Annotated in this window: 14 protein-coding genes; 7 read left to right on the top strand and 7 right to left on the bottom strand. The window is 50.8% G+C overall.

The window, feature by feature from the left end:
• Window positions 1–3: 3 nt before the first annotated feature.
• From ilvB to D6024_RS10510, 5 genes are all read right to left on the bottom strand, one after another.
• The gene (ilvB, locus tag D6024_RS10530) at window positions 4–1743 is read right to left on the bottom strand and encodes a biosynthetic-type acetolactate synthase large subunit (protein WP_121354548.1); all 1740 of its coding nucleotides are present in this window, start codon (window positions 1741–1743) and stop codon (window positions 4–6) included.
• Entirely contained in the window at window positions 1691–3373 is a 1683-nt protein-coding gene (gene ilvD / locus D6024_RS10525; protein WP_121354547.1) for a dihydroxy-acid dehydratase, read from the bottom strand. The genes ilvB and ilvD overlap by 53 nt, the downstream gene beginning before the upstream one ends.
• Window positions 3370–4263, bottom strand: a complete 894-nt coding sequence (locus D6024_RS10520; protein ID WP_121354546.1) for a branched-chain amino acid transaminase — start codon at window positions 4261–4263, stop codon at window positions 3370–3372. The genes ilvD and D6024_RS10520 overlap by 4 nt, the downstream gene beginning before the upstream one ends.
• A 79-nt stretch (window positions 4264–4342) precedes the next feature.
• Window positions 4343–5536 carry a 3-isopropylmalate dehydrogenase gene (gene leuB, locus D6024_RS10515; RefSeq protein ID WP_121354545.1) on the bottom strand — a complete coding sequence of 398 codons (1194 nt, stop codon included), beginning with the start codon at window positions 5534–5536 and terminating at the stop codon, window positions 4343–4345.
• Window positions 5537–5584: 48 nt separating this feature from the next.
• Window positions 5585–6754, bottom strand: a complete 1170-nt coding sequence (locus tag D6024_RS10510; RefSeq protein ID WP_121354544.1) for a 2-isopropylmalate synthase — start codon at window positions 6752–6754, stop codon at window positions 5585–5587.
• 175 nt (window positions 6755–6929) lie between these two features.
• On the opposite strand from D6024_RS10510, the gene D6024_RS10505 reads away from it, so the two are divergent.
• The 4 genes from D6024_RS10505 to D6024_RS10490 all read left to right on the top strand — a co-directional run bounded on the left by D6024_RS10505 (window position 6930) and on the right by D6024_RS10490 (window position 10382).
• Window positions 6930–8507 carry a hypothetical protein gene (locus tag D6024_RS10505; protein WP_317125269.1) on the top strand — a complete coding sequence of 526 codons (1578 nt, stop codon included), beginning with the start codon at window positions 6930–6932 and terminating at the stop codon, window positions 8505–8507.
• Between the two features lie 241 nt (window positions 8508–8748).
• Entirely contained in the window at window positions 8749–9003 is a 255-nt protein-coding gene (locus D6024_RS10500; RefSeq protein ID WP_121354542.1) for a hypothetical protein, read from the top strand.
• Between the two features lie 132 nt (window positions 9004–9135).
• Entirely contained in the window at window positions 9136–9609 is a 474-nt protein-coding gene (locus D6024_RS10495) for a 23S rRNA (pseudouridine(1915)-N(3))-methyltransferase RlmH (protein WP_121354541.1), read from the top strand.
• 116 nt (window positions 9610–9725) lie between these two features.
• Entirely contained in the window at window positions 9726–10382 is a 657-nt protein-coding gene (locus D6024_RS10490; RefSeq protein WP_121354540.1) for a rhomboid family intramembrane serine protease, read from the top strand.
• Here D6024_RS10490 and tilS read toward each other — a convergent pair.
• Together tilS and D6024_RS10480 are read right to left on the bottom strand one after the other, a co-directional pair.
• On the bottom strand, window positions 10363–11697 hold the full coding sequence (tilS, locus tag D6024_RS10485) for a tRNA lysidine(34) synthetase TilS (RefSeq protein WP_121354539.1): 1335 nt from the start codon (window positions 11695–11697) through the stop codon (window positions 10363–10365). The genes D6024_RS10490 and tilS overlap by 20 nt on opposite strands.
• Before the next feature lie 88 nt (window positions 11698–11785).
• Window positions 11786–12112, bottom strand: a complete 327-nt coding sequence (locus D6024_RS10480; RefSeq protein ID WP_240410008.1) for a tetratricopeptide repeat protein — start codon at window positions 12110–12112, stop codon at window positions 11786–11788.
• A gap of 86 nt (window positions 12113–12198) precedes the next feature.
• Between D6024_RS10480 and D6024_RS10475 the strand changes: the two genes are divergently transcribed.
• The 3 genes from D6024_RS10475 (at window position 12199) to D6024_RS10460 (ending at window position 14954) form a co-directional block, all read left to right on the top strand.
• Complete coding sequence (locus D6024_RS10475) at window positions 12199–12936, top strand: electron transfer flavoprotein subunit beta/FixA family protein (RefSeq protein ID WP_121354538.1); 738 nt, start codon at window positions 12199–12201, stop codon at window positions 12934–12936.
• A 215-nt stretch (window positions 12937–13151) separates the two neighbouring features.
• Window positions 13152–14114 carry an electron transfer flavoprotein subunit alpha/FixB family protein gene (locus tag D6024_RS10470; protein ID WP_121354537.1) on the top strand — a complete coding sequence of 321 codons (963 nt, stop codon included), beginning with the start codon at window positions 13152–13154 and terminating at the stop codon, window positions 14112–14114.
• 237 nt (window positions 14115–14351) lie between these two features.
• Complete coding sequence (locus tag D6024_RS10460; protein ID WP_121354535.1) at window positions 14352–14954, top strand: bifunctional nuclease family protein; 603 nt, start codon at window positions 14352–14354, stop codon at window positions 14952–14954.
• Window positions 14955–15066: the final 112 nt, after the last annotated feature.

Raw genomic sequence — 15066 nt, 5'->3', positions numbered from 1 at the left:
CGTTTATTTAAGACGTATTTCACTAACACTGGTGCCCGCTTCCACCATCGGGAACACGTTGTTTTCTTTGCCTACCATCACTTCGAGCAGGTAAGAGCCGTCGTGCTCCAGCATGGCTTTCAGGGCATCCCGCAAGCCGGCTCTGTCGGCAACACGCTGTCCTTCGATGCGGTAGCCTTTTGCGACCAGCACAAAATCGGGGCTGGTAATATCAACAAAGGAATAGCGCTTGCTATGGAACAGTTCCTGCCACTGGCGTACCATGCCAAGGAAGGAGTTGTTCAGGATGAGCAGCTTTACATTGATGCCGGTTTGCATAATGGTGCCCAGTTCCTGGATTGTCATCTGGAAACCACCGTCACCGATAATAGCCACCACAGTTCTATCCGGTGCACCAAACTTGGCACCGATAGCGGCGGGTAATGCAAAGCCCATTGTTCCCAGGCCACCCGATGTAATATTGCTTTTTGATTGGATAAACTTTGCATAGCGACAGGTCACCATCTGGTGCTGCCCCACATCGGTTACCAGCACCGCCTCACCGTTGGTCAGTTCATTCAGAACTTTGATGACTTCGCCCATCGTCAGTTCATCGCCCGTCGGATTCAGTTCCTTGTAAATACAAGCATCAATTTCTTCCTGCTCCAATTCTTTGAATCGTTGAATCCACGCGGCGTGATTGCGGAATTGCACCAGTTCTGTTAACAGGGGAAGCGTTTCCTTGCAATCGCCCCAAACCGGAACCGTTGTTTTTACATTCTTATCAATTTCAGCCGGGTCAATGTCAAGGTGGATCACCTTCGCCTGCCGTGCGTATTTATCCAAACGGCCGGTTACGCGGTCATCGAAACGCATGCCCACGGCGATCAATACATCGCAGTCGTTGGTAAGCACATTGGGCGCATAGTTGCCGTGCATGCCCAGCATCCCCACGTTCAGCGGGTGATTCGAAGGCAGGGCGCTTAAACCCATAATGGTCCACGCAGTCGGTATGCCGGCTTTTTCAATGAAGGCCTTGAATTCTTTTTCGGCCTTGCCCAAAATCACGCCTTGTCCAAAGATGACAAATGGCTTTTTGGCTTCGTTGATCAGTTGCGCCGCCTGCTCAATATATTCTTTGCGAACGATTGGCTTTGGCCGGTAGCTGCGAATGAAGTTGCACTTCTCGTAGCCGCTATAATCAAATTTTTGCACCTGCGCATTCTTCGTAATATCGATCAACACGGGGCCGGGACGGCCGCTGTTGGCAATGAAAAACGCTTTTGCTAGAACAGCCGGAATTTCGTTGGCATCCGTTACCTGGTAATTCCATTTAGTGCAAGGAGTAGTGATGTTGATGATATCCGTTTCCTGGAAGGCATCAGTCCCCAGCAAATGCGCAAACACCTGGCCGGTGATGCAGACCAAAGGCGTACTGTCGATCAACGCATCGGCGAGACCGGTGACCAGGTTCGTGGCGCCGGGACCACTGGTAGCAAACACGACACCCGTACGACCCGACGTTCTCGCATACCCTTGTGCTGCATGGATCGCTCCCTGCTCGTGGCGGACGAGAATGTGTTCCAGGTTTTGCTGGTAGTCGTACAACGCATCGTAAATCGGCATGATGGCGCCACCGGGGTAACCAAAAATGGTCTCCACTCCTTCTTCAACAAAGGCACGCATTACGGCTTCGGAACCGCTAATGCTTTCAGTCTTCGTCAGTAACGCATCCTTCTGCGGCTGTTTTAACGTGTCTTGCATATTTAAATAGAATTCCTTTAGTTGCTTTTAATTCGGGTTGTCTCCAGGCCTTCCGGCGCTGTGCAATCTCTTCGTCCGGAACGTTCAGGGTGATGGTGTTATTGGTGGCATCCAGCTCGATGATGTCATTGTCTTTCACCAGGGCAATGGTGCCGCCATCGTAGGCTTCGGGTGTGATGTGTCCCACCACAAAACCATGCGTACCGCCACTGAAACGACCGTCGGTGATCAGCGCAACGGATTTGCCTAAACCGGCGCCAATGATGGCAGACGTTGGCTTCAGCATTTCGGGCATGCCCGGGCCGCCTTTCGGACCGACGTATCGTATCACCACCACGTCACCCGGCTTGATCTTCCCGGAGTTGATGCCGGCGATCAGTTCATGCTCGCCATCGAAAACCCGTGCGGGGCCTTCGAAGCGTTCGCCTTCTTTGCCGCTGATCTTGGCCACGCTTCCGCCTTCAGCCAGGTTGCCATAAAGGATCTGCAGATGACCTGTTTTCTTAACCGGGGACGAAACCGGCTGAACAATCGGCTGTTTTTCAAAATCCAGCGAAGGCACATCGGCCAGGTTTTCGGCAACCGTTTTACCGGTTACAGTCAAACAATCGCCGTGCAAAAAGCCTTGCTCCAACAGGTATTTCATCACTATAGGAACACCGCCGTACTGGTGCAGGTCCTGCATTAAATATTTGCCGCTCGGTTTAAAATCGGCCAACACAGGAACACGGTTGCTGATGGCCTGGAAGTCATCCTGTGTCAGGTCAACATCCACGCTTTTCGCCATGGCGATCAGGTGCAGCACCGCGTTGGTAGACCCGCCCAAAACCATGATGACCGTGATGGCATTTTCAAATGCCTTGCGGGTCATGATATCTTTTGGCTTGATGTCTTTTTCCAACAGGTTGCGGATCGCTTTTCCGGCGGCCAGGCATTCCTCTTTTTTCTCCGGGCTGATGGCCGGGTTGGAAGACGAATACGGAAGGCTCATGCCCAAGGCTTCAATCGCAGCGGCCATCGTGTTGGCAGTGTACATGCCGCCACAGGCGCCGGCACCGGGACAGGACGCTTTTACCACGCAACGGAAATCTTCTTCCGTGATCTTGCCGGCAATCTTTTGCCCGAGTGCTTCAAAGGCAGACACGATATTCAGGTCCTGGCCGTTGTAATGGCCCGGTGCAATCGTTCCGCCGTACACCATAATGGAAGGCCGGTTAAGACGTCCCATGGCGATGAGCGAGCCCGGCATATTTTTATCGCAACCCGGCAGCGCAATCAGGCCATCGTAGTATTGGGCACCGCAAACGGCTTCGATCGAGTCGGCAATGATGTCGCGGCTCACGAGAGAGTAGCGCATGCCATCCGTTCCGTTGCTCATGCCATCGCTTACACCAATGGTGTTAAAGATCAGGCCTACCAGGTCGCTGTCCCACACGCCTTGTTTGACAAGCTTTGCCAAATCGTTCAGGTGCATGTTGCAGGTGTTGCCATCGTAGCCCATGCTGGCGATGCCAACCTGCGCTTTTTCCAGGTCTTCATCCGTCAGGCCAATGCCGTAAAGCATGGCCTGGGCCGCAGGCTGTGTTTCATCCTGCGTAAGGGTCTTGCTATATTTATTCAGTTCACTCATGCGACTTTCAAAACAGTGTTGTATTCTTTTTCCAGTACAAGATTTTTGTAGGCTTTCTGGATCCGTGCGCCCAGGGTTTCGCTCCAGGGTTTTGTAAAGGCAACGTCATCGAGGGATTGAATACCGATTACTTCGGCTGCCGTACCGCACATGAACGAACCGTCGGCTCCCTTCACTTCTTCGGGTTTGATTTGCCGCTGAACAACCTCGATACCCAGGTCGTTGCAGATGTCCAAAACAGTGGCGCGGGTAATGCCGGGAAGAATGCTGCCCAGTTGCGGTGTGTGCAACACGCCGTCAACCTCAAAGAAAATATTGGCACCGGGGCCTTCGGCGACAAAGCCATTTACATCAAGCAAAAGCGCTTCATCAAACCCTTTGTCTTTAGCTTCCTGCGTGGCCATGATGGAATTAATGTAGTGGCCGGAAACTTTTGCTTCTACCTTAAAGCAGGCCGGTGTAATGCGGCGGTAAGAAGAGGTCGTCAATCGCAGCAACTTCTCTCCCAGGTAAGCACCCCACTCCCACGCACAGATCAAAAGCTGCGCTTCTCTACCTTTTGTGAGCTGCATGTTGGGCGTGCAGGTCACCAGCGGACGGATATACGCGTCGCTGAGATTGTTGCGCCGCAGTACTTCGTACGAAATATCGATCAGTTCCTGGTTGTTGAAGGTGTAAGGGATCCCAATACTTTCACAGGAGAATTGCATCCGGTTGAAGTGTTCCTTCGCCTTAAAAATTTTTGTTCCGTTGTGGGTGGTATAGGACCGGATTCCTTCAAATACGGCGTAGCCGTAATGCAACGACTGATCGTAAACGTTGCCTTTTGCTTCGGTGGCTTTTACAAACTCGCCATTGTAATAAACAATCGTGTCTTCGTTGTAGTACATAGGTTTCTTTTTAATTCGTGGAACGAATATGTTCAAAGCAAGCAACCGTTAGCAAGAAAAGCAGCAATGTCAGCGTCCCTTAAATCAGCGTTGATTTTCGCAGTTCAACGTTCAACTGATTGATATCATTCGGAACCCGTCCGGCAACATAATCGCTGATCAAATCCCCCACCGTGGACGTGAAGTAATAATTGATCGGGTCAATGTCTTTGGTAACGAATTTGGAGTCGAGTGCCCACTTCACAGCATTGCGCACCGACGTTGCTTCTTCATAGAGATTGAAATAATCGAGCAGCATCGCAGCGGACAGGATCGAGCCAACTGGGTTGGCGATATCCTTGCCGGCGGCCTGCGGGTAAGAACCGTGAATGGGTTCAAACATGGCGGTATGCGTGCCCACTGAGGCCGATGGTAACATGCCGAGCGAACCGCTGATCACACTGGCTTCATCAGAGATAATGTCACCAAACATATTTTCGGTGAGCATCACGTCAAACTGTTTCGGGTTCACGATGATTTGCATGGCCGCGTTGTCCACGAACAGGAAATCAACCGCAACATCCGCATACGATGGCGCTACGTCCTGCACCACTTTGCGCCACAGCCTGGAGGTTTCCAGGACGTTGGCTTTATCGACCAGTGTTAATTTTTTTCTCCTTTGCTGCGCTGCCTGGAAGGCCAGGTGTGCAATGCGTTCGATTTCGGAACGGTTGTAAGCACACAGGTCTGAAGCTTCCGAACCATCCGCACTCAATTCTTTTTTACCGAAATAGATACCACCCGTTAATTCGCGGTAGATGACGAAGTCCACGTCCTCAAGGCGATCCTGCTTCAGTGGCGAAAGGTGGTGAAGACTGGGATAGGTATTGACCGGGCGAATATTGGCAAAGAGCTGAAGTGACTTGCGCAATTTCAACAGGCCCTGTTCGGGACGAACCTTCGCCGTGGGATCATTGTCGTATTTGGGATGACCGATGGCGCCGAAAAGAATGGCATCGCTTTGCCCGCAGAGCTCCAGGGTGGCATCAGGCAACGGGTTGCCGGTTTTGTCAATGGCGTCGGCACCCATCAGGCCATGGCTGTAGTGGAACTTGTGGCCAAACCGCTCACCAACGGCGTCGAGCACTTTGATAGCCTGGGCCGTGACTTCTGGTCCAATCCCATCACCATTGATCACTGCGATCTTCAGCCCCCCCGCATCCCCACGGGGAGAGTGGCCGGGCTGCGAAGCCCCGCTTTGTGATGAAGTGCTATGGTGATTAGCGTCCTGCATTTATTGGGTTTATGCGTTAGCTACTCCCTTCGTTAGAGGTGCAGTGGCTTACGCTACTTCTGTTTGTGGTTGATATTCGTTTGCCATCTGTAAAAGATCTTCGTCCTTTACTTCTTTTTTCACATCAGCCACCTGTAAAAATGACTGGTACAACGCATCCACGTCATTGCGGTTAAACTGGAAGCCCAGTTTTTGCAGGCGGTAGGCCAATGCGCTGCGGCCGCTTCTTGCCGTCAGCACGATCTTGCTTTGCTCCGCCCCCACTTCTTCGGGATTGATGATTTCGTACGTCAGTGCATCTTTCAAAAAACCATCCTGGTGGATGCCCGAGGAATGCGAGAAGGCATTGGCGCCGACAATGGCTTTGTTGGGCTGCACCGGCATACGCATGGTATCGGCAACCAGGCGGCTGATCGGGTTCAGCAATTGCGCATTGACGTTCGTATGCAAATCCAGGTGCTTGTGCTGCTTCAGGATCATCACCACTTCTTCAAGCGAGGTGTTGCCTGCTCTTTCGCCCAGGCCGTTAATGGTGCACTCGATCTGGCGGGCACCCGCGATGACGCCGGCAATGGAGTTGGCGGTGGCCAGGCCCAGGTCATTGTGACAATGGCAGGAGATCACCGCTTTATCGATGTTGGAAACGTTGTTTTTTAAAAAAGCGATCTTTTCGCCGTATTGGCCAGGCAGGCAGTATCCGGTCGTATCCGGGATGTTCACAGTGGTGGCCCCCGCAGCAATCACCGCTTCCACCACCTTTGCCAGGTATTCATTGTCGGTGCGGCCGGCATCTTCGGCATAAAACTCCACGTCGTCGGTAAAATTGCGGGCCCAGGCCACGCACTGAACCGCTCTTTCCAAAATCTCTTCGCGGGTCGAATTGAACTTGCTTTTGATGTGAAAATCGGAGGTCCCGATACCGGTATGAATGCGGGGACGCTTGGCGTATTTCAGTGCCTGCGCCGCCACTTCAATGTCTTTCTTCACGGCGCGGCTGAGCGCACAGATAGTGGCTTCCCGAACGTTTTGAGAGATCTGGTTCACACTTTCGTAGTCGCCGGGACTGGAGATGGGAAAACCCGCCTCGATGATGTCGACGCCGAGGCGCTCCAGTTCAAGGGCAAGGGCAACCTTTTCTGTTGTATTCAGCTTACAACCCGGCACCTGCTCCCCGTCCCGTAGCGTCGTATCGAAAATGAATATCTTATTGTCGGCCATACGTTATCTCGGAATAAATTGTGGTAATTTCTGTTTGCGACAAAGGCAAACCGTCTTTAAAAGTACCTTAGCGCAGATGGGGCGGGAAAACAAAATAGTACCTATTTTGCATCCATGAAATAGGAAACCGTTCGCTGAAACCCTTACCCATCCAGCATTTGACCTAAAACATTATATGATGCCTAGCCGGTCGGCCGATACACTTTTCCAGCTCATTCACTCGCTTCAAAAAGGCGAAAAACGCAATTTCAAGCTCTATGTAAAGCGAAACTCCTCCAACGAAGACCTAAAGATCATCCAGTTGTTCGATGCCATCGACAAGATGCAGGAGTACGATGAAGGCGCTTTGTTGAAGAAATTACAGTTCACCAAAAAAGAGCAACTGGCCAACCGGAAAGCACACCTGTACAAACAGATCCTCGCCAGCCTTCGCCTGCTGGAAAGCAACAACAACATCGACATCCAGCTTCACGAACAGCTTGATTATGCCCGGATCCTTTACAACAAAGGCCTTTACCTGCAAAGCCTGAAGGCCCTGGAAAAGACAAAGGAGAATGCACGGGCCCGCCACCAGGACAGCTTCCTGCTCCAGGCAATTTTCCTGGAAAAGAAAATCGAAGCCCTCCATATCACCCGCAGCCTCAAGGACAGGGCCAGGCAACTGGCCGAAGAGTCAAGCGGGCTAATGGATGAACTGGCGCTGACCAATCATCTTTCCAACCTGGCGCTTGAACTCTATGGCTGGTACATCAATCACGGCCATGTGCGCAACCCGGCCGACGAAGACGCTCTCAATCTTTTTTTCCAGCACAGCGTGCCGCACGAACCCTCCAGCCTCAAGGGCTTTTACCAGAAGCTTTACCTCTACCAGAGTTATTGCTGGTATGCCTTTATTCGTCTCGACTACCTGATGTACTACCGTTACACCCAGAAGTGGGTGGATGTTTTTCACGAAGAGCCATCCATGATCCAGGTGGAAACCGGGCACTACATCCGGGGCATGCACAACCTGATCAGCGCCCATTTTGATTTGCGCAATTACGAAAAATTCGAAAAAACACTGCAAACCTTTGAAAAGTTTGCGCAAAACGATTTTGTCAAAAACAGCGAGAACAATTCGATCCAGGTCTTTGTGTACCTGTATACGGCGGAAATCAACCGGCATTTCATGCAGGGCACTTTCGACGAAGGGCTGAAGATCGTTCCGCACATTACCGAAAAACTCAAAGAATACTCGCTTTACCTCGACACGCACCGGGTGCTGGTGTTCTATTACAAGATTGCATCTCTCTACTTCGGCAGCGGCGATTACGACAATACCGTGACCTTTCTTACGAAGATCATCAACTGGAAACTCAATCTCCGCAACGACCTGCAATGCTATGCCCGTCTTCTGCACCTGATTGCGCACTACGAACTGGGCAATTACGACCTGCTGGAATACCTCACCAAATCAGTGTACCGCTTTATGGCCAAAATGGAGAACTTGAGCCTGGTGGAAGAAGAGATTTTCCAGTTTTTGCGCAAGGCCTTCAATCTCTCCCCAAGGGAACTGAAACCGGAGTTTGAAAAACTCCTCGCCAAGCTGAAACAGATCGAGAACAACAAATTCGAAAGCCGGGCCTTTGCCTACCTGGATATTATTTCCTGGCTCGAAAGCAAGATCAGCGGGCAAAAAGTGCAGGATGTGATCCGGGCCAAATACCTGGAAAGACGAAAAATAAAACAAAGCAAGGCAACGGAAATCCTGTAACCCACGGGCCGCTCCGCAAGGAGAGAACTTTCTTCCTCATTGCTGTAACCTATAAACAGACCACAAATTTTTCGGCGTTGGCAAAATGGAGAGAAGGCAAATACAAGGCAATCCCGTTTACGTATATGCCTTCCCTTTGCACTAGGAGCAAATCCTTAGTCGCGGCAATTCTTAACGTTTTTTAGCAAGACCTCCCTTGTGGCGGTACGATTCTTTGATCAAATAAGGGAAATTCGACCTTATGGTATTGTTTTCAACAGTTTTGTTTGTGGAGGGGAACCCGGTGGGCTACAAAGTGATGGAAGAAGAGCGAAACCGTCTGTCGCTAAACCCGGCTGAAAACCCAAACCGCGAAGTCATACCCCCTGTCATTCATGCCCAAAACGAAGGTGGCCTCTGGCGGGTGGAAGGTACCTACGACCGCGACCTGATCGACCAGGTGCTGGAAGATCTGTCCATGCAGCTTCCCACGACGTTTCAAAGTGCGGCTCTCTAATGATTTTGATATTGGGTAATAGATAGTGGATATTCGCTCTTTGAGAGCAAACCTTCAATTTCACAATATCCACTATCAAATATCCAATTATCCATTCTTCCTACCTTTCGCCCCTGATCCCAAATTCAGTTTATGAAGATTTCCTTCTGGTCGATCGGTAAAGCACACGAAGCCTATGTGAAAACCGGTGTTGACGAATTCACCAAGCGGCTTAGCAATTATTTTCCCGTGCAGTGGACGATCATTCCTGTTCCCAAAAATGCCGGCATGTTGTCGGAAGCGGATCTAAAAAAACGGGAAGGTGAAATGATCCTTGGTTTTTTAAAAGATGACGACTACCTGATTGCACTCGATGAAAGGGGCAAAGAGCTAACCTCAGAGGGACTGGCACAATTTATCCAGCAACGGGCCAATGAAAGCTCCCGCCACCTCGTGTTTTTGATTGGCGGTGCCTTTGGACTGGACGAATCGGTGCTGAAGGCGGCAAAATTGAAATGGTCGTTGTCGCCGCTTACTTTTCCCCACCAATTGGTGCGCCTGATATTAGCCGAACAAGTTTACCGGGCCTGCACTATTTTGCGCAACGAAAAATATCACCATCGTTAAACGAATCATGGATTGTTTTTCACGCCTGCCGTAATTCACTTTCCGTGTCGGGCACGTAACGAAAGATTCACGCAGGAAAAAATAGTCATTCAAAAATTTTAAACCGGTCCTTCAGCATGACACTTTCCATTACCATTATCATTGTCATCATTACTGTTCTGGTTTCACTGGGCGGCTTCACTAACCAAAAGATCATGGACGACCTGATCTTTTACCCGCCGGCGGTTTCCCGTAACAACCAGTACTACCGCTTTTTCACCTGCGGGTTGATTCATGCCGATTATGGTCACCTGATTTTTAACATGCTGGCACTTTACCTGTTTGGCAAGGAAGTGGAGGCTGGTTTTGTGAGTCTTTTCGGAACGTCCGGCCGGTATATTTACCTGTTGATGTACATAACGGCATTGCTCATTTCGCTGCTGCCGACGTATTCCCGCAACCGCAACAATTACCATTACCGCAGCCTCGGCGCTTCGGGAGCGGTAAGCGCGGTGATCTTCGCCGGCCTGATGCTGGCCCCGGAAACGGAAGTCTATATTTTCTTTATCCCTATCCCCATCCCCGGATTCATTTTTGCACCGCTTTACTTGCTGATCTCGGCCTGGATGGACCGGAAAGGCGGCACCAACATCAACCACTCGGCGCATATCTGGGGTGCCATTTACGGCCTATTGTTCATCATCATTGCCGGCAAACTGGTCGATTATAATGCCATTGAAGCTGGCTACATGCGCATTCGCTGGTACATGCAGGCTAAAGGCTGGACACACTAAGCTGCAACACCTCGCCGGTTTTGTCTGTTACTTTAAAACGATCGTCAATACGGCGGCCGACCACCCAAACAATCCGCCTGTGCGATTCAAGCACCCACACCTTTTCTTTTTCGGTTTGCGAAAGTTTTAGATCGATAAAAAAGCGGGCAAGCTTTTTCTTTTTGCGCATGCCCAGGGGATAGAAATAGTCGCCTTTTCTCCATTTGCGGAGAACAAGGGGAAAGCGGATTTGCCCTACATCCACTTGCGCAACAAGGGATGACGTATTCATTGAAAATGCTTCGATGCGAACAAATTTGAGCAGCAGTTCATAGCTGTCAAACCGCACCGCTTCGTCTTTTTTGTCTATGACGAATGTTGTCGCTGTTGTTTTCTTTGGTGCAATGATGAACCAGGCCCGGTGGCGGATGATCCGGTACGCTTCATTGGCGATGTATTTGCCCGACGGTGCCTCCGCCAGTTTGATCACCTCACCGACGAATTTTTCACCAAAACCGAAGTCTTTAATGATTTCGTAAACAAGCGATGTGTTCCGGTACTTCATCAGCTTCAGTACAGGAATATGCACCTCCTCTCCTTTCAGTTCGCAAACCTTTTTTTTCAATTCTGCCACCCGTTCTTTGTACAGGATATTGACCTGCTGCAACCGTTCCATGTTGCGCAACAGGTTCTCCTCCGCCTGCGGAAACACCTTTCTCACCTGCGGCAGCAATTCATTGCGGAAAAAATTCCGGGTGTATTTGCTGGAAGCATTGGAACTGTCTTCCACCCATTGCAGGCGGTGTTCTTTCGCAAAGGTTTCAATTTCGCTTCGCCGCAGGTGCAGCATCGGTCGCAGGCAACGGGCTTCTTTTTTTTCCTCCGGCATCCCGGTCAGGCCTTCCAGTCCCGTGCCCCGGAAAAAATTCATCAGCAGTGTTTCTATCTTGTCATCGGCATGATGGGCCAGGAGCGTCGCTGCAAAACCGTGCTCCCTGCGCAGTTCGTCAAACCAGTCGTAGCGCAGCGCTCTCGCCGCTTCCTGGACCGATACTTTCTGCGCTGCGGCAACGGCCGCCGTTTCGAACTTTGCCACGTAAACATCCACACCATAGCGGCCGGCCAGGCTCCGCACAAAGGCTTCGTCACGTTCGCTTTCCTCGCCACGCAAACCAAAATTGCAATGCGCAAGGGCAAAGGGCAACCCCGTTTCCATGGCCAACTCGCACAAAACCACGCTGTCGATACCACCACTGACAGCCAGCAGCACGTTCTTCTTATCCGGAAGAAGATGGAATTTGCGAAGGCTGTCCTGAAACACGTGTAAACAATCCATGTAAAAGAATGCTTTTGTAAGTTTTGCCTCATGCAATGGCAAGGGCTTCGCGATGGCAAGTCCTCCACCGGGGGATTTGAGGAGGCTGCTAGTAAATCAAATCTTCATAGGCGGCCTGCAGTTCACTATAGGCATGCCTGTCGCCAAGTTTTTTGGCCACCTGCAGCCCATTTTCATAAACGGCAATAGCGCTTTCCTTGTCGCCCTGCCGCTCCAGGAGCTTTGCCAAATGATAATAACTTCCCACGTAGTCCGGCTCCCGGGCCAGCAATGCCTCCCACTGCGCTTTTGCGGATTTGTCGTCGTTCAACTTGACATATTCCAGCGCCAATGCGTGCTGCACAAAACTGTCGGCCGGGTTCTGCGACAGGAAGGCTTTTAATTTTTCTATTCGTTCCATTGTTGACGGCTGCATTTCGGGATTGGTTTGCGGTTATATTTGCAAACAAGATTTTGGTAGTTGCTTATGCAACTAATCATTTCCCAAATTAAATTAGCTGTATGAAAATTTTGGTGTGTATAAGCAAAACACCTGATACCACGGCAAAAATAGCCTTCACCGATAACAACACGAAATTCGCTGAAGCAGGTGTACAATGGATCATCAATCCCTACGACGAATGGTATGCGCTGGTACGTGCCATTGAACTGAAAGAAGCCGACCCCTCCACAGTTATTCACCTGGTGACGGTTGGCGGCACCGATGCAGAGCCTATCATCCGCAAGGCATTGGCCCTTGGCGGCGATGAGGCCATCCGCATCAACACGCAACCCCTCGAAAGTTACCAGGTAGCTGCCGAAATTGCCGCAGTGGCCAAAGACTACGACCTCATTCTCGTGGGCAAGGAAACCATCGACTACAACGGCGGCGCCGTTGGCGGTATGCTGGCTGAGCTGCTCGACCTTCCCTTTGTTGCCAATGCCACCAACTTTCAACTTGCCGGCACCACGGCTACCATCAAACGTGAAATCGAAGGCGGCGAAGAAACCATCGAATGCCCCCTGCCGGTGGTGGTGAGTTGCCAGAAAGGTGTGGCCGAAGCCCGCATTCCCAACATGCGTGGAATCATGGCGGCCCGCACCAAACCGCTGAAAGTAGTGGAACCGGCAGCAACAGAACCTCTCACCGAATACCGGAAATTCCAGTTACCGCCCGCCAAGGCCGGCGTAAAACTCGTTTCTCCCGATAACGTGGACGAGTTGGTGCGCCTGCTGCACGAAGAAGCAAGAGCCATTTAACCCCTGTCCCCCTGAAGGGGAGACTTAGGCCAAAGTGACCTTCCTTACTTCAACCAGCTCTTTTCAATAACATAGATTTTTGTGAGACCAGCAGAAGGATACCGATTGAACTTTCGTTGCGTCGCACACTTGTACGTTCAGAACATTATTGAACAGGAAAGATTTTGAGCTTGCGGGCTCCAACCCCAAACTCCAAACCCCAAACCCCAAACTAAATGAGCGTTTTAATCTTTGTCGACCAGCTCGACGGACACATAAAAAAAGCTTCCCATGAAGCGCTTACATACGGCGCCAAAATCGCCGAACAAATTGGTGAAACTGCCGAAGCCGTGGTTCTTGGCAACACCAACGAAGACCTGGCCAGCCTGGGTCAGCACGGCGTAAAAAAAGTCCATCATGTGCAGGCGGAAGGTCTCAACCAGTTCGACAGCCAGGTGTACACAAAAGTGCTGGTGCAGGTCGCAGAGCAAACAGGGGCCAAAGTGATCATCTTTTCTAATAATTCCAGCGGTAAAGCCCTGGCTCCCCGTGTAGCTGTTCGGCTGAAGGCTGGCCTGGTGGCTGGTGCTACGGCCTTGCCCGATACCAGTAACGGCTTTGTGGTTCGTAAAAACGTTTTCTCCGGCAAGGCCATTGCCAACGTTGCTATCAAAAGCGAGATCAAAGTCATTTCCCTTAACGTAAATGCCTTTACCATTTCGCAGGGCGAAGGCACGGCTGAAGTGGTTCCTTTCAATGCCACTGTGGATACGGCCAAAACAAACGTGACAGGCACGTCCAAAACCAGCGGCAAAGTTGCCCTCACCGAAGCCGACATTGTGGTCAGTGCCGGCCGTGGCCTGAAAGGTCCGGAAAACTGGGGCATGGTGGAAGAACTCGCCGACACGCTAGGCGCAGCTCTTGCCTGCAGCCGCCCGGTTGCCGATGCGCACTGGCGTCCGCACAACGAGCACGTCGGGCAAACCGGTATTGCCGTTGCGCCGAATCTTTACATTGCTATCGGCATCAGCGGAGCCATTCAGCACCTGGCAGGCGTGAACCGCAGTAAAACCATCGTGGTGATCAACAAAGACGCCGAAGCACCATTTTTCAAGGCAGCCGATTACGGCATTGTGGGTGATGCGTTCGACGTTGTGCCCAAACTGACAGCCGCTGTGCAAAAACTGAAAGGAAAATAAACGCATATCTTTTTCAAAAAGCCGGATGAACAAGTTCATCCGGCTTTTTTTGTTTAGACGAAACCAGCTTTTTCTCATCCTTCAGATCAAAAGAGTCTGGTTTTCCACAAGTGTCGCTTTTCATCTTTTCCATTTCCTGCAAATCGCCACAGGATTGAGAGTAATTGGAACTCAAATTGCATCTGTTTAGCATTTCCTGCTTAATTTTGACCAAATTGGACACGTAGTAAAGCTTGTATGAAAAAAATCGAACTGGAAATTGTGGCGCTGTCGCATAGCATCACGCAAACACATTCTTATGCGGTAGTGCTGGGCGAAGTCAACGGATTAAGGAGATTACCCATTGTAATCGGCGGTTTTGAAGCGCAAGCAATTGCCGTAGCCCTCGAAAAAATGCAACCCAGCCGTCCCCTGACGCACGACCTGATGAAGAATTTCATGAACGCTTTCAACATCGAGCTTCACGAAGTGATCATCTCCGACCTGCAGGAAGGAATTTTTTATTCCAAGCTGATTTGCTCTTCTGACAACGATACGATTGAGATCGACAGCCGCACCTCTGATGCCCTGGCATTGGCCGTTCGCTTTGGCTGCCCAGTTTATACCTACGAGCACATCCTGGAAAGCGCCGGCATCCTGATGGAAGACACAGGCGCCAGCGGCAAAAAGAAGAAAACCTCCTCGGTCACAACAACCGAAGAACACGGTGGAAAAGACGACCTGAAAAGCCTTTCACTCGAGGAACTGAATACGCTTCTCAACGAAGTACTGGAACAGGAAGATTATATCCGCGCCATTGCCATCAGGGATGAAATCAATGCCCGGAAGAAAGGAAAGTGAGTTTGGGGTTGAAGTCCGGAGTTTGGAGTTCTTCAGGCGCAGGTCTCAAAACACCAGCAATATTCCTTCGGGAGCGAATAGTACCTTATCACATCAACCCCAAACACCAAAC

The sequence above is a fragment of the Flavisolibacter nicotianae genome, from assembly GCF_003628535.1.
Classification (GTDB): Bacteria; Bacteroidota; Bacteroidia; order Chitinophagales; family Chitinophagaceae; genus Flavisolibacter; species Flavisolibacter nicotianae.
Note: the sequence above shows the minus strand (reverse complement) of the source record. Positions and strands in the feature narration are given on the sequence as shown.